Here is a 16,989-nt window from a genome sequence, read left to right as displayed (position 1 = left end):
ATGGCGGGACTCGCGCGCACCGTGGCGCTGCTTTTGGCGTATGCGACACAGCCAGATAGCCTCCCGGAGCCGGAAGAGTGGCTTGAGCCGGAACTGTTGGAAACGCTCTGGGAGGAGCAATTAGAGCTGCTCAGCAGACCCATAGAGCTCAACCGGGCCGGCTGGCGGGAGCTGCTGCGCCTGCCCGGCATGCGGCCAGAGTGGGCGCATGCCATCGTACAGGCGCGTTCTAGGTGGGGCGGTTTTCGCTCCCTTGCGGATCTCTTCTCGGTGCCGGGGCTAGATCCGCACTGGATCCGACGCTGGTGGCCTTTTCTACGCCTACGGGCCACGCAACCGGGTCTGCGGGCCCGCGCATACGGCTGGCTGCAAGGTCGCCCCGGTTCAATCCGAGCTGATGGACGGCTAAGCCTCCAGGGGGCCCGGCTGCAGCTGGTTGCGCGCGGAAACGCGGGGCCTTCGGGCTCGATCTTTCGCCTGGGGGGCGTTCTGCAAGCTCAAGGGATCCGCCTGACGGCCGGCAGCCTGATGCCAGAGGCCGGCTCCGGGTTGCTGCTGGGCTCGCCCTGGCGAAGCCGGAGGCCTCGCGAAGACCCCGTCTACACGGGAAACACCCTAAGAAGCCGCTCCTCTGTGTCCCGATCCGCCTCCTGGGGGGTGCACGTGAGCGCCAGAGCGTGGAGGGCCCATTGGGACCTGCTGCTCCTTCGACATCCCGTATGGGGTCCTCGGCCTCGATCTGCATGGCAGCCGATCTGGGGCGTTTCCTGGGACGATAACCAAACGCGCCTGGGTCTTCTGATTGCGGGACCGGTGGGCGGACCCGCGCGCGCAAGCCTGCACGGGGGCTTGGAGGAGAGGGCTTTTCGGCTTTGGGGTGAGGGGGTCTGCGCACCGCGGCGGGGCGTTTTGGGCTGGCTCCTGGGGGCTGAGCTTTGGCCGCGCGCCCGCAGCCAGCTTGCGCTTCTGGGGTACAGCTATCTGGCCGCACTGGCTTCGCCCTGGACGGAGGCTTTCGGATATCGATCCGGCCACAGCCCCGAAGCGGGAGTGTGGATTCGCCTTCAGGGTAGGCTAAGCGCCGCCATAACGGGCTGGGCCAGCCTGCATCAGGCCCGCCTGCCACCGGAGCCTGAATCCCCTTGGACGCGCGGGATCCTGGAGTTGGAGCTCGGCCTTAGGCTGCGCACCGCGGATCCGGACGGTGAGCTATGGCTGCGCGCCTACTCCGAGAGGGGGCCCGAACGAGTCGTGCGCGTCGCGGATGCCCTGGGTCGGCTGGAGCGCATAGGGCTTTCGGCACAGCGCCTAGGGTTTGAAGCCGGCGGGCTCTGGACGCTCCCAGCGGGCTTGACCGCGCGCCTGCGCTTGGGAGCGAAGCGCTCCACCCTAGACGGTGAAGGGCTGTTTTGGCAGGTCCTTCTGCGCCACCGCTTTAGCCGGTATCTGTCGGGCTCGATTCGCTACGGAGGGGCCCATAGCCCAGGGTATGCTGTGCGCTTTTTCGCCCCCCAACCCGGCCCACCGGGGGCGGGAAGCTGGGCGTACGGAGAGATGGATCAGATGGGTCTGGAGCTTTCAGCCAGGCTGGACGCGAACTTAAGCCTGGAGCTCTTCTGGGGAACCGAGCGCCGGGGAAGGGGCGCCTTTTGGCCCTCCGCCGCAGGGCCCCGAAGCACGCCGTGGTGGTTTTCGCTGGCCCTCAGCTCTCGGTGGGGGAGCTAACCGGTTCCGGGGCGGACTCTACAGGCGAGGCAAGCTCCGCTAGCCAGCGTTCGCAGTCCAGGGCTGCCATGCATCCGGAGCCCGCGGCCGTGACCGCTTGTCGGTAAACCTTGTCTTGCACGTCCCCGCAGGCAAAAACACCCGGCACGCTTGTGTGCGTGCTTCCGGGGCGCGTGCGGATGTAGCCCTGCTCATCTAGCTCCAGCTGCCCCCGAAAGAGCTCCGTGTTGGGCTTGTGTCCGATAGCCACGAAGAGGCCGTGAACCGAAAGCGTGCTCTGCGCACCTGTAGGCAGATGCCGCAAAAGCAGCCCCTCGACCCGGTCTTGGCCTAGGACGTCCTCGACAACGGTGCTCCAGATAAACCGGATCTTGGGGTTCTGAAAAGCGCGCTGCTGCAGGATCTTAGAGGCCCGAAGCTGGTCACGTCGGTGGATCACATAAACCCGCTCGGCAAAGCGGGTAAGAAACAGCGCCTCCTCCATGGCCGTGTCTCCCCCGCCGACCACAGCCACCTCCTGGCCGCGGAAGAAGGCCCCATCGCAGGTGGCGCAGGCCGAGACCCCCCGGCCCCGCAGCCGGAGCTCGTTGGGCAGGCCCAGGTATTTGGCCGAGGCGCCCGTGGCGACGATCACAGCATCGGCCGTGAGCTCCTGTCGGCCCCCGTCCAGGGCGAGCCAGAAGGGCCGCACGGAGAAGTCCACGGCCGTCACCTCGGCAAAGCGCGTCTCGGCGCCGAAGCGCTGCGCCTGCCGGCGCATCAGCTCCATAAGCTCCGGGCCCTGAATTCCGTCCGGGAAACCCGGGAAGTTCTCCACATCTGTGGTGGTCATCAGTTGACCGCCTGGCTCGCGGCCCTCTAAGAGGAGCGGTTTGAGATCTGCCCGGGCCGCGTAAATGGCGGCCGTAAGCCCAGCCGGCCCGGAACCGATGATGACGACCCGATGATGTTCCCGCATTGTGGTCCCTTTCGCTAGAGGCGTCTTATTGGATGCCCGGACCCCGGAGCGGGTGTCAAGCCCGCCCGGCGGTCTCGGAGCGTCCCGTCGGCCATCGCCGGACGCTTATGCGCCCCCTTGGGAGGCGGCCAGCTCCCGCCAAAAAGCGGCCACCGTGTGGATGCCCTTTCGGAAGTTCTCCAGCCGAAAATGCTCGTTGGGCGAATGGATGGCGTCTGAACTGAGCCCGAAGCCCAGGAGCACGGATTTTAGGCCCAAGAGGCGATCAAAGAGGGCTACCACCGGTATAGAGCCTCCTTCGCGGGTAAAGTACGGCTTGCGACCGAAGACGCGTTCACAGGCGCGCGCGGCGGCCTGCAGGGCCGGATGATCCAGCGGCACGAGCACGGGCTCAGCCCCATGCAGGCGACGAACCCGAATCCGGGCCGTCGGGGGACAGAGCCTCTTAAGATGCGCCTCAATGAGCTCGGCGATCTCCTGGGCCCGTTGATCCGGCACAAGGCGGGCTGAGAGCTTGGCACCCGCCTGAGCCGGCAGCACGGTCTTGGCTCCGGGACCTTGGTATCCGCTCCAAAGGCCGTTTACGTCCAAGGCCGGCCGGGCGGTGGCTCGCTCCAGGGGCGTATAGCCCAGCTCCCCCCAGAGGGCCTCAAGACCCAAATCGTGCCTGTAGGCCGCCTCATCGAAGGGGAGCTCAGCTAGCAGGCGGCGCTCTGACTCCTCCAGGGGCCGCACCCGATCGTAGAAGCCGGGCACGGTGATGCGCCCGTACGCATCGTGCAGCGCGGCCAGTATCCGGGCCAAGATCAGGGCCGGATTATCGACGCTACCCCCGTATACACCGGAGTGCAGATCCCGGTTAGGGCCCTCAAGCTCCACCTCCAAGTAGCAGAGCCCCCGCAGCGCATACGTGATCGAGGGCTCCTCGGGCCCAAACATGGCCGTATCGGAGATGAGCACCACGTCGGCCCGCAGACGATCCCGGTGCCGCTCGATAAAGGGGGCCAAATGGGCGCTACCGACCTCTTCTTCACCCTCTAAGAGGAACTTCACGTTCACCGGCGGCCGGCCTTCGGCGCGCAGATACGCCTCCAGGGCCTTCAGGTGCAGAAAGGCCTGCCCCTTATCGTCGCTTGCCCCGCGCGCATAGAGCTTGCCGTCTCGGATCGTAGGCTCAAAAGGGGGGCTTTCCCAGAGCTCTAGCGGATCCGGGGGCTGCACGTCGTAATGCCCATAGCAGAGCACGGTGGGGGCATCTGGCGCGCCCAGCCATTCGGCGTAGACGATAGGATGTCCATCCGTGGGCAACACCTCGGCCTCTAGGCCCAAGCCGCGCAGATGATCGGCCAACCATTGCGCAGCACGGGCCACGTCGGCCCGGTGCGCCGGATCGGCGCTTACGCTCGGGATGCGCAGCAGGTCCTTAAGTTCCTCTAGGAAGCGCTCCCAATGCGCCTCCACATAGGTGTGCACGGGGGGCATGAGAGATCCTTTTCGAGTTTAGCACAGCAAGGTATGACAAACGGCCGTCGCGGTCAACGGCGCAAGCGGACCGCTGCGGACCGCTGCGCACCGCTGAGCCGGGTGGGGGTTCACCTTCGCTGGAGTCGACCCCAAAGGGCTTTTACGGCGGGATCCTCTGGCCGATGCCGCAGGAGACGTTCCACGAGCGGGCGCGCCTCCTTGTGCCGGCCTGTGTTGAACAACAGGGAAGCCAGATTGCCCAGTGCGGGCACGAGGTCCGGGTCCAAGGTTAAGGCCCTTCGCCAATCCGCCTCTGCCCCGTGCAAATCCCCTATCAGGGCACGCGCGAAACCTCGGTTGTTCCAAAACGCAGCCCGGGAGGGGGCGAGGCTCAAGATCCGATCATAAAGGGGGAGCGCCTCCTGCACACGGCCTGTACTCAGGAGCGTGTTGGCGTATTTGTCCAAAAAATCGGGATGCTCGTCCTTTAAAACCGCCGCGCGCTGCAGAAACGGCAGAGCCTGTTCGGGCCGATCCAAAGCCAACCACGACTCGCCGATCCGGTAGGCCGTCCACGCATCCGAGATCGCGTTCGGATTCGTTTGAGCGGCAAGCCGCCCCACCAGGGCGTAATCGCGGGCCCAGAAACCGTAGCGCACCCAGAGGGGAAACACCTCCGGGTCCTGCGCGGGACGCCCGGAGCGTTCCAGATACATCCGAGCCGAATCCAGCTGGAGGGCCAGCCCCTCGTACTGCTCGAAATCGGCCAGATACCCCGCCGCTCGGCCCAAGGGGTCTGGATAGGGGGGCACGAGCGGAGCCAGACGCACGTACCTTTGCCCGCCTCCGGAGGGCGCGGTACGCTCCGGAACCCGGATGAAATGGTCCGTTATCCATACATGGGGGATGTCCTTGGTCTGCGCGCGCGGCATATGGCAGCTCACGCAGCGGTTTTCCGCCTTCGCTCGCACGAACTTCGGCGCGGCGCAGCCTGGAGCGTGCGCGCTCTCGTGGCAACGCTGGCAGGGCCGATCCCAGTAGGCGGGGCCGAAACTGCGAATGGAGCGGTGCGGATCGTGACACGTAAGACAGGTGATGGGTTCCAGGTCCGACCTGCTCCAAGAAGCCCGAAAGCAGGGGCTCATGGCCAGCCGATCGGGGTGTGAGGCCATGAGAAAGCGGTGCGTCGAATCCTGATAGCGGGACAGATAGACGTGCATGACATCCTCGAGCCGCATCCCGGGCCGAAAGTCCAGAAAGGTGCGGCCTGACCGGAGCACGGCCGTGCCCTGCAGATGGCAGCGCCGGCATAGGTCCAGCTGCCGATCCGGGGGCAGCTTGCGGGGATGCACGATTGTCCACTTCTCGGGATCCGGCGACTCACCCGCCTCCTTAGCGCGCACATGCAACTCACCGGGACCGTGGCAGGACTCGCATTCAATGGGGCGGGGAGGATGCGCATAGCGGTTTTCTGAGGCCTCTACAAAGGCTGGCCGGGCCATGTGGCAGCTCGTGCACTCCAAGGTCAGGGGCCTATCAAAGCGTCGGTTGCCGCCCCGAAAACCTGGGGCTAGGTCCCAACGGCCGGCCTGCACGTACCAAGTGATGGGGATTTGATACCAATAGCCGTTCTCCACCCGCATATGGGAGTTGGTATGATGCCCCGAGCCCACGATGTAGTCGATGCGCTCCAGACGGCGATACGTCGTATCCCGACCTCGCAAGCGAAACTCCAACACAAAAAGCGAGTCCCCTCGGCGAAGGGGACGGTAGTAAAGCTCGCGTCCGGGGTCGTAGACGACATGACGGCCGGACCAATCGGCCTGGCTCTGCGAGGCGAGCGCAGGCCTTACAGAGCGCCCCATTTCAGAACGGATAAACTCCGCGTACTGCTCTGGATGACACCGTTGACAGACCGCCGAGCCCACGTAACGAACACCGGGGGCCGTGTTGAGGATCAAGACCGATCCCAAACGAACCGCCTGAGGAGGATCCGATGCCTCGCTTCCCTGCGGCGCTCGGCAGGCCACCCCAAAAGCCCACGCGATGGGCAGCACAACTCCGTATAGCAGCGCCGCTTCGTTAAAGCGCATAGCGAGTTGGCCTGAGGCTCCCTTCGGGTCGGCTTGCGTGCCGAAAGCAGGCCTGCGCGCAGAAAGATAGCGCGCTTCCAAGTTTAAAACGCACAACCCCAAAAGGTCACTCAGGTATCGGACTGCTGGGCTGGCTGCGCGCAAGATCGGAGTGCGGGGCGCTCTGGGAGCGCGCGTAGCCGTTGACGAGCCCCCTCCACCTGTCGACGCATGGCCTGATGGGCCAAACGAGCCAAGCGCAGCTCTGTGCGCACGGAATGAGTTTTGGGTTCAAAAGTGTGCGGCATAGCGTATTCGGCGGACCGTGAATCCTAGGGAGTGCGATCTTGCGGACCTGAACGAACGGCGCGCTCCCTTTCGCGCGGGGCATAGCAGCCGTTCAGCGCAAGCCGCGATCCGCGACTGCAAGCAACCCATCGCAGGGCGCCTTCCGCTACCTCAAAGCCCGGCCCAGACTTCAGGTCAGCGACACGGATGTGATCCGGTACAGCTCGGTCTGTGCAGGCGGGGGCTGCTGGGAGGTGTCATCCGACTTGGTGCCAGATTCAAACAAGCTGCAACCGGCTCCGAGCAGGATCAACCCGATCCAAAGCAGGACGTAGCGCATACCCGTCCTCCTCGTTATTTCCGGCTACACTACGCGCGCGCGGATGCAGGGTTCCCCCTGTAGGTCCACAACAGCCAGGCCCCTAAAGCGGCCGCACCCAGGGCCCAAAGCAGAAGCTCCGATAGCCCACAGACGGTGCCTAAGGCGCTTACGGCGACCCAGAGGAGCATCGAGAGGGCTCCGTATCGCCACACGACCGCAGCGGGCCACAGCTCCCGGAGGCCAACCCTCCAGGTGCGCCAAGTCCACCAGCCCAGCGTGATCTTCTCCGCCAAATTTCCCACCAAGGCCGCCAGAGCCGGCCCCCACCAGCCTAGCAAAGGCAGCAGCACTACGCATAGACCGGCGTTTACGACCACCTCCAGGAGACCTACCCGCAGAATCCAGGGGCTACGGCCAGAGGCGAGCACCAGCGCCTGAGGCATATACAAGCGCAAAGGGATCAGGAGCAGGTAAATCCGAAAGACCGCGGCGCTGGCTCGGTACTCTGGTCCGTAGAGCACGACCATGGTGGGCTCAGCGAAGACGAACAGAAAGGCGGCCGCAGGCAGCAGAGCGCGCGCAGCCCAACTGGCTGAGGCGCGCACATATGCCATCCGCTCCGGATCGGGCCCCGACCAAGGGCTTAAGTGCGCTACCAGGGCGGCGGAAAGCGAAGACAAAAGCACCGTGAACAGCGGCACCTCCCGAGCGCCGTTGTGATAGAAGGCGAAGGTTCGGGCATCAAAGGCGCCGCTTACGATAAGCTGATCCAGATGGCGCGCCAACACCCCCACGGCCTCCAGGGCCAGCAGCGGCCCCAGGTATCGTGTGAAGGCCCAGAGCGCCTCAGCCGAAACGGGCTCGCGCACCTGAAACAGGCGATACGCGCGCAGGGCGTAAAGAGCCCGCAACACGGCAACGGCGCTCAGGGCTAGTCCTACCTCTAGGAGCGCACCTCCGGCCCAGATCGGCCCTAGTATCGCCCCCAGCTGGGCTAGGTTGTACAAGAGGTTGTAGCGCACCCAGGAACGCGGCCTCTTGAGCCCAGCTACGAGCACGGGCTCTAGGACGCCGGCCAGGGTGCTGCCCACAAAGTAAGGGGCGAAGGCCCACAGGATCCGTTCACCCTCCCAACCCCCAAGCCTCATCCATAGGGGGGCGGCCACCACCAGGAGGGCTCCGCTGGCCAGGCCCCATCCCCAAAGGAGCCGTTTGGCCCACCCTAGGTAGGCGGCCCCCTTCTCGGAGGCCAGATGGGCGTACAGGGCGGTGCAGAGGGCCGAGGTAAAGCCGGGGATCAAGAGCCCGTACAACAGCCAAACCTGTCGGTATTGCCCGTAGACGGCCGGCTCCAGGAGGCGCGAGAGCGTCACGGCCACCAGCAGCGCCCCGCCCAGCGCAACGGCCCGGCCCAGGCTCATGGCCCCGACCTGGCTGGCAAGGCTTACCCGAGAGCCTTTCGCGATCGGATCCGGTCTACGATCGCCCACCACGGTCGCCGATACCGCCAGACCCGGTAGTAGCCGATGAGTTTTCCACCGAAGCGTCGCTTAAACTCCGCGATCGAGGGCGTGTTGGCCCCCACGAAGTCCACGCGCGTCCACCCGGCCTCGGCCAAGTGACGAAACCAATGCCCCAAGAGCACGGTCATGGCCTGCGGAACGTCGCGGCGGCTTCCGGCCATCCAGTAGTAGGCTGTTCCCGCCGAACCCAGCCAGCCTATGGTGGCGAGCACCCGGCCTTGCACGTCGCGCACCGAGGCCACGCGCAGAGGTCCTGACCTCTCATCCGCCCCTAGATCCTGTGCCAAACTTCGGTGCGCGGCCTCCGGCAAGGGGGGCCTACGCCCACGGCGCAGGTAGCTTGCCCGATGCAGCTCGACCATCGCCCCCCAGGCCTCCGGATCGTGGGCCAAGAAGGCGTAGCGGTCCGCATAACGACGCCAAGCCCGCCGAACGGACTCTGAGTAGCTTTTGAGCATCCGCTCCGGCTCGTCCAACGTGATCCAGTACGTATAGCGGGGCTCCACGGACCAACCGCGCCACTGAAAAGGGCGCACATCCGGCTGTGTCGGATGCAAAATGAAGTGGCACAGCCCGTAGCGGGCCTCCAGAAACCGCAGCAGCTCCCGACAGGCGCGCCAGTAGTCCGCCTCCGACATAGGGGCCAGAACAAAGGGCAGGTACACAGCCAAGGGGGGAATGCGGGTCAGCCGGCCCAGCAGGAGACGTCGGGCCTCAAAGATGGGCACGGCGGCCAGCAGCCGATCCCCCCGTCTGTATCCCAGCCAGCGCAGACGCACCCGAAAAAGCCTCTGCGCTGCCTGTGCAAACGGGGCCTCGATGAAAGGCACCCGCTGGGGTGAGCGAGCCAAAAGCGCCTCCAACAGAAACGCCTCCTCGGCCTCGACCCAGCGTACCGAGTCCTCTGCCATGCCGCATCGCCTCTGCGAAAAGGCCTCCCGTTACAGGGCGATCAACCCGAGAAGCCCAACTAGATAGCAATAGCCGGCGAAGATCTCCAACCGCCCCCTTCTTATGGCTGCAAGAAGGGTGTAAATGGCCAAAAGTCCCGACAGGTACGCCGCGGCTGTCCCCACGAGCACGGGTCCCCATGGGGCGGATTCTGAGCCCAGGCGAGGGACCTCCAGCAGCGTAGCGCCCAGCACGACCGGAAGGAGCAGGAGAAAAGAGAAGCGAGCGGCCGTTTCGCGCTCCACCCCCAGGTACAAGGCCATGGCCACCGTGGCCCCGCTTCGGGAGATGCCGGGTGTAATGGCCGCGGCTTGCGCCAGCCCCACAAGCAGGGCCCTCCAAGCCGAAAGGGAGGTACCCGGGGTTTGTCGCAGCTTGGTGAGCAGGAGCAGAGTGCCCGTCACCAGCAGCATGCCCGCTACCAGGCGGGGATTTGCGAAGGCGGCTTCCACGGCGTCTCGGAAGCCCAACCCCACTAGCGCACTCGGGATCGTAGCAAGCGCTATGTAGCCGATCCAACGAGCGGCTTGGACCTCCGGACCCGGGACCCGTCTTGCATCCCCATTGAGCAGCCAGCGCAGCGCCCCGCGCAGCATGGCCCAAAGGTCGCGGCCAAAGTAGGTGAGCACGCTCAGTGTGGTGCCAAAATGCACCATGATCTCGAAAGTGATCCCGTCGGTGCGTAGACCCAACAGATGCTCACCCAAGACGAGATGCCCAGAGCTGCTGATGGGCAAAAACTCCGTCAGCCCCTGCAAAAGGCCTAGCAGGAGGCCCTCCCATATGGTCATGCTGCTCTCCTCAAGCCGAGCCGTCTGACCGGTGCCGAAGCGGTCCTAGGGGGCGGACAGGCCCTTTGCCCATCTTGCGTTGGGCTAAAACGGTCCTCTGGCCTCTGAGCTGCCGGCCCTTCGAGCTTTTGTCTCCGGCACAAGGCTCAAAGCTAAAGCTCGGCCGTGTAGGCGAGCAAGGGGCTATGCGCCCCCCCAGAGTACGAGCACCCCAAGCACCACGAGCAGGGCTGCGCTTGCCCACAGAACCAGGCCCGTCAACGATTCGATCGTCTGCTGTGGCGTACGACGCATAGTGCGCACCTCCCCTCTGGCGTTGGGCTAACATAGAGGCCCCGCCAGGGGGGCGCGGAGAAAGTTTTCCACAGCGCAGATCCGTGGCGACCGAACCTTTGCCTGCTGCTGCGGGAATGTGGATAAGAGGTCTAGGCGCTAGCCTTGCGCGATTCGTATAGGGGCGCGGCTTTGTGTAAGACCGTATCGGCCGTGATGCGACAATACGTGAGGCCGCGCTCTTTGAGGTCGGGAAGCTCGTACATGATATCGAGCATGACCTCTTCGACCACAGCGCGTAAGCCTCGGGCTCCCGTTCCCAGTTGACGAGCGCGCAGGACAATGGCATCTAAGGCCTCGGGATCAAAGACGAGTTCAACGCCCTCCAGGGCGAAAAGCTTTTTGTATTGCTTGATGATGGCGTTCTTAGGCTCCGTCAGAATAGCGCGCAGCGCGGCATCCGAGAGGGGATGTAAGGTAGCAATAACGGGTAAGCGACCGATAAACTCCGGAATCAGCCCGAACTTGAGCAGATCATCCGGCTCGACGTAATCCAGAATCTCCGGATCGTCCTTGCTGAGCCGCCTGCCGTGCCGATCGGCAAAGAACCCCATGCTAGAGCCCCGCAGCCGCCGGGCGATGATCTCATTGAGCCCTTCAAAAGCTCCCCCGCAGATGAAGAGGATGTTCCGCGTGTTGACGTATATAAGGCTTTGCTCCGGATGTTTGCGCCCGCCCTTGGGCGGCACACCCGCGATCGTGCCCTCCAGGATCTTCAGCAGCGCCTGCTGCACGCCCTCGCCCGAAACATCGCGCGTGATCGAGGGGCTGTCGGATTTGCGTGCGATCTTATCGACCTCATCCAAATAGACGATACCCCGCTCGGCGCGCTCTAGGTTATAGTCGGCCGCCTGTAGCAGATGCGCCAAGATCGTCTCCACGTCGTCGCCCACGTAGCCGGCCTCTGTGAGCGTGGTCGCATCCGAAATCGAAAACGGCACATCCAGGATCTTGGCCAGCGTTCGGGCCAACAGCGTCTTGCCCGTCCCCGTGGGTCCGATGAGCAAGATGTTGCTTTTCTCGATCTCGACGTCGTCCAGAAAACTATCCTGCGCCTCTATTCGCTTGTAGTGGTTATAGACGGCCACGGCCAGCGTTTTCTTGGCCCGCTCTTGTCCAATGACGTACTGATCGAGCTCCGCCTTGATCAGGGCCGGGGTGATGCGCCGGCGAGGCCCAGCGGGGCGACGCACTGTGCTCATCAAGGCCGCATCGGCCCGCACGATCGACATCGCATCGTGCACACACCGGTCGCAGATATATACATCCGGGCCGGCGACCATGGTGTTGACCTCATAACCCAGCCGACCGCAGAAAGAGCAGCGTATGAGGTGTTCGTCCCGATGTCCGCCCATAGACCTCCTCAGGCGATTGGGAAGAAGCCGATCCTAGGAAGCCGACGCGCCATTTTTGGGCAATTGTCGTTCCAAAATGTTATCGATCAGCCCGTATTCCCGGGCCTCCTGGGCGTCCATCCAGTAATCCCGATCGGAATCGGCTTCGATCTTCTCATACGGTTGGCCCGTATGATAGGCCAAGATCTCATAGAGCTTGCGTTTCATTTTGAGAATTTCGCGAGCCTGGATCTCAATATCGCTCGCCTGGCCCTGCACGCCGCCCAGGGGCTGGTGGATCATGATGCGGGAGTTGGGCAACGCGCTGCGCTTGCCCTTGGCTCCGGCCGCCAACAGCACGGCCGCCATCGAGGCCGCCATTCCGATACAAATCGTAGCCACATCGGGCCGGATGTACTGCATCGTGTCATAAATAGCCAGGCCCGAGGAGATCACCCCACCCGGGCTGTTGATGTACAAGTAGATGTCCTTTTCCGGGTCCTCGGACTCCAAAAACAGCAGCTGCGCCACCACAAGGCTCGCCACCTGGTCCGTGATGGGGTAACCTAAGAAGATGATGCGCTCCTTGAGCAGGCGCGAATAGATATCATAGGCTCGCTCCCCGCGGCTGGTCTGCTCAATGACCATGGGGATGAGGTCAATCGCCTGCGGTTCCGGTTCACCGGGCAGATTGCTGATGCTGCGATAGAACGCCACGAAGCGACTCCACATGGGGTTGGCCTCCCTGTTCATAACCGGCTACAAAACCGACCCGTCCTACCTCCTGTTCCCTAGGATGAGGAAGTAGGCATCTCCACGAGCTCGGGCACGATTTTGAGCTTGCTTTTAAGGAGCGCGATCACCTTATCCTCTAGCAGTTGCGCTTCCAGATCATCCCACAACCCCTGATAGTAGCGCCGCAGCTGCTCCTCTGGCAACCGACTACGCTGGGCCAGGTCTGCAAAATAGCGGTCAAAATCCTCCTCCTGCACGGCGATCCCATAGTGTTCGATGAGCTTTTCACGCACCAGCTGCCAATGCGCTGCGCGCTCCGCCAGCGGGCGGTTTTCGGAGCGGAAGCGCTCCGGATCCACGTTGGGCTGTCGGCGTCGGCGGTCTTGCAGCATCCGCTCCAGGATGTGCTCCACTAAAGACGGCGGGATCGGGATCGGGTGCAACTCCAAAAGCTTGGAACGGATAAGCTCGCGCTCCACGGAGCGGTCGAAACGCTCCCACTGCCGCTCTAGGTAGGCGCGCACATCCTGTCGTAGCTCCTCCAGGTCGGCGAAGCGCCCTCGGGAGAGCTCCTGCACCAGAGCCTCATCCCAGTCAGGTATGTGCACGGCTTTAAGCTCTTTGAGTCGCACGAGAACCCGTCGGCTAAGACCGGATTCGGCGTGCTCCTCCAGAACGCGCTCCGAGCCAACCGCAGCGCCCACGAGAGCCTCATAGAACCCTGAGGATATGCGCGACTTATCCAACTGCTCCCAACGCTCTTGGCGCGTGCCCAGAATAGGCAGGCCGGAGGGGTCGAGCTCCTGCACCTCTAGCAGTACGTAATCTCCCTCCTCCGCGGGGCCCTCCTTGGGGACCAGAACGGCCCGATGCGCGCGCAGCTGCTCCAGTTCGCGCTCCACGTCCTCGGATCGAACCGTGTGCACGGGCACACGCACCTCTAAGCCCTCGAAGTCTGCAAGCGTGAATTCGGGCTTAACATCGAATTCGGCCTCGATCTGCAGGCTTCCGTCCTCCTGCAGCTGCATGGCCCGAACGCGAACCGAGCCGAAAGGCCGATGGCCCTGATCCCAGAGGGCCGAGGCCACCTCGTTGGCCAGTTCCTCAAAGACCTCCGCCTGGACCACCTCCCCATACAAGCGGCGGATGAGCTCCAAGGGGGCTCGCCCGGGCCGGAACCCCTTGATGTGGGCCCGCTGGCGCAGCTGCCGATACGCCTCCTCCAGACGAGCCCGTACGCGCTCAGCCGGGATGCGGGCCGATACCAAGCGCAAAACCGAGTTTTGTTGGCGGATCTCCAGTTCCATAAAGTCCTGTGCGATGTGGTTACGGTCGCGTTAAACAGAGTTAAAGATAGGTCCTCTAGCCGAGGGGGTGCAACGCGACCCAAGGAGGGGCGGCTTGCGGCATCCGGGCTCGGCTTACGGGCTCTTGGTTAGGTCGCTACAACCGCCGCAGCGTGATCTCGGTCACCTCAGGCGGAATGCCCAGCCGGATCGGGGGTCCGGTGGTGCCTAAGCCCCGGTTGATGTATAGGTATTGATCCCCCTCCCGATATAGGCCGGCCCAACGGGTGTAGACCAGAGAGGAGGTGCTCATCCTCACCGGACCCCATTCGATCCCGAGCTGCCCACCGTGCGTATGTCCGGCCAGGGTAAGCGGGATATCGACGCGCCCCATCACGGAGCGCTCCCAGAACGTAGGGTCGTGCGTGAGCAGAATCCGAAAACCCTCCGGCCGAAGCCCCGCCATGGCGCGCGGCAGGTCGGCGAAGCGCTGACGCATGCCTGTATTGTCTGTTCCGATAAGCTGCAGCTCCTCCCCGTCGATCCGAAACACATGGTGCGCGTTGACGAGCATCCGAAATCCGTAGGCCTCCATGCGGGCGCTTACGCGCTCCGGATCGGCGTAATGTTCGTGGTTGCCTCGGATCCCGAAGGCGCCCAGCGGGGGACGTAGCGCGGCCAGGGCCCGCAGCAAAGGGGCGGTGCGATCCAGTTCCGCGTCGTCGCCGTTGACGAAGTCGCCTGTAAAAACCAGAAGATCGGGCTTAAGCTCGCGACACAGCGCTAGGGCCTCCTCCACAGGATGCAGCGTAAGGTAAGAGCCCGCGTGCAGATCGCTAAGCTGCACGATCCGCAGCCCGTCGAAGGCGCGGGGGAGGTTGGGAAAGCGAAGCGTCTCCCGATATAGGGTGACGGCGTAGGTGTCCCGCAGCAGGCCGCGTCCGGTTAGCACAAACGGCACACCCGCCAAGGCCCAACCCGCTGTGCGCAGAAACCGCCTGCGCTCTGCTGTCCCCGCCGGCTCGGGCTTTCGGCGCAGGATCTGCCACAGACGTCCCATAAGCCCTGCAAGATGCGCCAGCAAAAGAAAGGGGGCCAAAAGGAGCTTAGGCAGATACCAGAGAACCCATAGCCCGGAGAAGACCGAGCGCAGCTGCGGCTGCTCCACTTCCCCAAGACGCCAAAGCAAGAAATACGCAGGCAGCAGCAGCGCAGCAAGCGGAATAAGCACGGCATAAAGCCGATGCCAAAGCTCGGGCCACCTTTGTTCGCGCACAAAGCGCCGCCAACGCCGGTATACGTACAGATCCAACAGCAGCCCCAGGGCCGTCAGGGTGAGCCCGAAGAGCAAAAACCGCATAACGCGCCTCCATTAGGCCACTGCCTAAACGCTTTCAGGCGCCTGCCGGTTTCGGACCGCTCGATCACCGGGCCAGGCCGGAGTTGCGCGCCTTCGGAACGCCGTCCGGCGTCTGCCCTACTGGCCTTTCACGGCGATGCAGGCGATCTCTACGCGCACGTTGCGGGGAAGCCCAGCGGCCGCCACGGTTACGCGCGCCGGGGGGTTCTCCCGAAAATACTCGGCGTAGACCTGGTTCATGGCCTGAAAATCGGCCATGTCCGCCAGAAAAACCTGGCACTGGACCACATCTCGGTAGTCCATGCCGGCCGCCCGGAGCACGGCCCCCAGGTTTTCCAGGACTTGGCGGGTTTGCTCCGCGATGCCGCCTGGTACAACGTCGCCAGTTTTCGGATCGATGGCGATCTGACCAGAGCAGAACAGCATATTTCCCACCTGCACGGCCTGGCTGTAGGGGCCGATCGCGGCAGGGGCCTCTGGGGTATGGATCACCTTACGTTCCATACGCGTTCCCGATTGGATTAGGACGCCACCTAGCAGGGGCAAGCAAAATAGAGCTCCGAGCAGCATAAAGGCACGCATAACGCAAGCTCCCTTTATAAGTGTGGACCGAGAAAAAATACAGGACCTCCGACCTCCATGGAGGCGAGCAAATCAAGCTTTTTGGATTCCGGATGAGGCACGAAACGCGCCGGAAGCTTGCCCGCCATGCTGCAAACTTCGTATTTTTAATGAGGTTCTTCCTTAGAAACCAATACAAGGAGCGACCGTGATCGGCATTCAAGTACGCGAAGGTGAACCGATCGATAAGGCGCTGCGCCGCTTTAAGAAGAAATACGAGCGAAGTGGCATCCTGCGCGAATACAAGCGCCGAACCGCCTACGTGAAGCCCTCCGAGGAGCGGCGTCTAGCGCGCATCAAAGCGATCCGACGCCTGCAGCGCGCCCTCAAAGAGCAAGAACCCTAAGAGAAATCGCCGACACCGGTACGTCCTGTTCCCACCTGAACAGGGTTCCACCCTCACGCAGGGCTCTTTTGATTCTGCGCCCAACGCTGAGCGCGAAAGTAAAGCTGCTTGGCCATCCGGTCTACAAGCCCCGGCATGAGCAGGCTGCTATAGTAGACCAATCTACCGAAGCTATCCATAAACACAAGCCGCTGGCCCCGCGCCGAGCCCGCTATGATGCGCCGCGCGGCCTGTTCCGGTTCGACTACAGGAAGCCGCAGGCGCTCGAAATGACCCATGTTGGCCTTGGTGAAAAAGGGCGTGCGTACGGGTCCCGGTAATACCAGTACCACGCGCACCCCATAGGATTCGAGTTCGGCTCGCAAGGAGCGCGTAAAGGCGATCACGGCGGCCTTGGTGGCCCCGTAGACCGCCTGAAACGGAAGCCCCATGAGCCCCGCTAGAGAGGCGATCTGCGTGATCGTGCCCGCCTTCTGCTGCAGCATCACAGGCGCCACAAAGCGGCTCATGTAGATGAGGCCGAGCACGTTCGTGCGCACCAGCTTTTCGATGCGCTTCGGATCCGCGTAGGCCAGAAGCGACCAATCGCCGGCCCCGGCGTTGTTGATGAGCAGATCGACGCGCCCCAAAGCCTCGACGGTCCGTTCCACAAGCTTTCTACAGGCTTCCGGGTCCCGAACGTCGGTGGGCACAACAAGCGCGGTGGGGGCGCCCAGATCCTGGGCGCGCCTGGCCACTTCAAGCAGTTTGTCTTCGGATCGGGCTGCGAGTACCAGATGCGCGCCCTGAGCGGCCAGGGCCAGGCTAGTGGCCTCCCCGATACCGGAGGAGGCCCCCGTTACGATCGCCACCCGATTGCGAAAGGCGTCCATCGTCTTCC

General features: G+C 63.6%; 15 protein-coding genes. 2 read left to right on the top strand and 13 right to left on the bottom strand.

Going from position 1 to position 16,989, the window contains the following annotated elements:
* Positions 1–1,725 carry a helix-hairpin-helix domain-containing protein gene (locus tag NZ993_00720; GenBank protein MCS7154320.1) on the top strand — a complete coding sequence of 575 codons (1,725 nt, stop codon included), beginning with the start codon at positions 1–3 and terminating at the stop codon, positions 1,723–1,725.
* On the opposite strand, the gene trxB is transcribed toward NZ993_00720, so the two are convergent.
* The 12 genes from trxB to NZ993_00660 form a co-directional block, all read right to left on the bottom strand.
* Positions 1,703–2,683: a thioredoxin-disulfide reductase gene (gene trxB, locus NZ993_00715; protein MCS7154319.1), complete on the bottom strand. Its 981-nt coding sequence runs from the start codon at positions 2,681–2,683 to the stop codon at positions 1,703–1,705. The two genes, NZ993_00720 and trxB, sit on opposite strands and share 23 nt — an antisense overlap.
* A gap of 105 nt (positions 2,684–2,788) precedes the next feature.
* Entirely contained in the window at positions 2,789–4,165 is a 1,377-nt protein-coding gene (locus tag NZ993_00710; GenBank protein ID MCS7154318.1) for a dipeptidase, read from the bottom strand.
* A gap of 110 nt (positions 4,166–4,275) precedes the next feature.
* The gene (locus tag NZ993_00705; protein ID MCS7154317.1) at positions 4,276–6,240 is read right to left on the bottom strand and encodes a tetratricopeptide repeat protein; all 1,965 of its coding nucleotides are present in this window, start codon (positions 6,238–6,240) and stop codon (positions 4,276–4,278) included.
* Positions 6,241–6,697: 457 nt separating this feature from the next.
* Positions 6,698–6,847, bottom strand: coding sequence for a hypothetical protein (locus tag NZ993_00700; protein ID MCS7154316.1), 150 nt, complete (start codon positions 6,845–6,847; stop codon positions 6,698–6,700).
* A gap of 29 nt (positions 6,848–6,876) precedes the next feature.
* Complete coding sequence (locus NZ993_00695; GenBank protein MCS7154315.1) at positions 6,877–8,250, bottom strand: oligosaccharide flippase family protein; 1,374 nt, start codon at positions 8,248–8,250, stop codon at positions 6,877–6,879.
* Positions 8,251–8,273: 23 nt separating this feature from the next.
* Positions 8,274–9,263: a GNAT family N-acetyltransferase gene (locus NZ993_00690; protein MCS7154314.1), complete on the bottom strand. Its 990-nt coding sequence runs from the start codon at positions 9,261–9,263 to the stop codon at positions 8,274–8,276.
* A gap of 30 nt (positions 9,264–9,293) precedes the next feature.
* Positions 9,294–10,094, bottom strand: a complete 801-nt coding sequence (locus NZ993_00685; protein MCS7154313.1) for an undecaprenyl-diphosphate phosphatase — start codon at positions 10,092–10,094, stop codon at positions 9,294–9,296.
* Between the two features lie 425 nt (positions 10,095–10,519).
* A complete protein-coding gene (clpX, locus tag NZ993_00680) occupies positions 10,520–11,782 on the bottom strand; it encodes an ATP-dependent Clp protease ATP-binding subunit ClpX (GenBank protein ID MCS7154312.1) in 1,263 nt (420 codons plus the stop codon).
* A 33-nt stretch (positions 11,783–11,815) separates the two neighbouring features.
* Entirely contained in the window at positions 11,816–12,460 is a 645-nt protein-coding gene (gene clpP, locus NZ993_00675) for an ATP-dependent Clp endopeptidase proteolytic subunit ClpP (protein ID MCS7154311.1), read from the bottom strand.
* Between the two features lie 92 nt (positions 12,461–12,552).
* The gene (gene tig / locus NZ993_00670) at positions 12,553–13,803 is read right to left on the bottom strand and encodes a trigger factor (protein ID MCS7154310.1); all 1,251 of its coding nucleotides are present in this window, start codon (positions 13,801–13,803) and stop codon (positions 12,553–12,555) included.
* Between the two features lie 136 nt (positions 13,804–13,939).
* Positions 13,940–15,142, bottom strand: coding sequence for a metallophosphoesterase (locus NZ993_00665; protein MCS7154309.1), 1,203 nt, complete (start codon positions 15,140–15,142; stop codon positions 13,940–13,942).
* 117 nt (positions 15,143–15,259) lie between these two features.
* The gene (locus tag NZ993_00660) at positions 15,260–15,646 is read right to left on the bottom strand and encodes a RidA family protein (GenBank protein MCS7154308.1); all 387 of its coding nucleotides are present in this window, start codon (positions 15,644–15,646) and stop codon (positions 15,260–15,262) included.
* A gap of 265 nt (positions 15,647–15,911) precedes the next feature.
* On the opposite strand from NZ993_00660, the gene rpsU reads away from it, so the two are divergent.
* Positions 15,912–16,109 (top strand): 30S ribosomal protein S21, encoded by a 198-nt coding sequence (rpsU, locus tag NZ993_00655; GenBank protein ID MCS7154307.1) that lies wholly within the window; start codon positions 15,912–15,914, stop codon positions 16,107–16,109.
* 53 nt (positions 16,110–16,162) lie between these two features.
* On the opposite strand, the gene NZ993_00650 is transcribed toward rpsU, so the two are convergent.
* Positions 16,163–16,981 carry an SDR family NAD(P)-dependent oxidoreductase gene (locus NZ993_00650; protein MCS7154306.1) on the bottom strand — a complete coding sequence of 273 codons (819 nt, stop codon included), beginning with the start codon at positions 16,979–16,981 and terminating at the stop codon, positions 16,163–16,165.
* Between the last annotated feature and the right edge of the window lie 8 nt (positions 16,982–16,989).

It is taken from the genome of Bacteroidota bacterium (genome assembly GCA_025059945.1).
Lineage (GTDB): Bacteria > Bacteroidota > Rhodothermia > JANXDC01 > JANXDC01 > JANXDC01.
The sequence above is the reverse complement of the archived record's forward strand: the minus strand, read 5'-3'. Positions and strand labels throughout refer to the sequence as shown.

Excerpts from the sequence above, each read along its gene's own strand:
- NZ993_00660 (MCS7154308.1), bottom strand. The coding sequence starts at position 15,646 with ATGGAACGTAAGGTGATCCATACCCCAGAGGCCCCTGCCGCGATCGGC.
- NZ993_00665 (MCS7154309.1), bottom strand. The coding sequence starts at position 15,142 with ATGCGGTTTTTGCTCTTCGGGCTCACCCTGACGGCCCTGGGGCTGCTG.
- NZ993_00705 (MCS7154317.1), bottom strand. The coding sequence starts at position 6,240 with ATGCGCTTTAACGAAGCGGCGCTGCTATACGGAGTTGTGCTGCCCATC.
- clpX (MCS7154312.1), bottom strand. The coding sequence starts at position 11,782 with ATGGGCGGACATCGGGACGAACACCTCATACGCTGCTCTTTCTGCGGT.
- trxB (MCS7154319.1), bottom strand. The coding sequence starts at position 2,683 with ATGCGGGAACATCATCGGGTCGTCATCATCGGTTCCGGGCCGGCTGGG.
- NZ993_00690 (MCS7154314.1), bottom strand. The coding sequence starts at position 9,263 with ATGGCAGAGGACTCGGTACGCTGGGTCGAGGCCGAGGAGGCGTTTCTG.
- NZ993_00710 (MCS7154318.1), bottom strand. The coding sequence starts at position 4,165 with ATGCCCCCCGTGCACACCTATGTGGAGGCGCATTGGGAGCGCTTCCTA.
- NZ993_00695 (MCS7154315.1), bottom strand. The coding sequence starts at position 8,250 with ATGAGCCTGGGCCGGGCCGTTGCGCTGGGCGGGGCGCTGCTGGTGGCC.
- NZ993_00700 (MCS7154316.1), bottom strand. The coding sequence starts at position 6,847 with ATGCGCTACGTCCTGCTTTGGATCGGGTTGATCCTGCTCGGAGCCGGT.
- NZ993_00650 (MCS7154306.1), bottom strand. The coding sequence starts at position 16,981 with ATGGACGCCTTTCGCAATCGGGTGGCGATCGTAACGGGGGCCTCCTCC.
- NZ993_00720 (MCS7154320.1), top strand. The coding sequence starts at position 1 with ATGGCGGGACTCGCGCGCACCGTGGCGCTGCTTTTGGCGTATGCGACA.
- NZ993_00685 (MCS7154313.1), bottom strand. The coding sequence starts at position 10,094 with ATGACCATATGGGAGGGCCTCCTGCTAGGCCTTTTGCAGGGGCTGACG.
- tig (MCS7154310.1), bottom strand. The coding sequence starts at position 13,803 with ATGGAACTGGAGATCCGCCAACAAAACTCGGTTTTGCGCTTGGTATCG.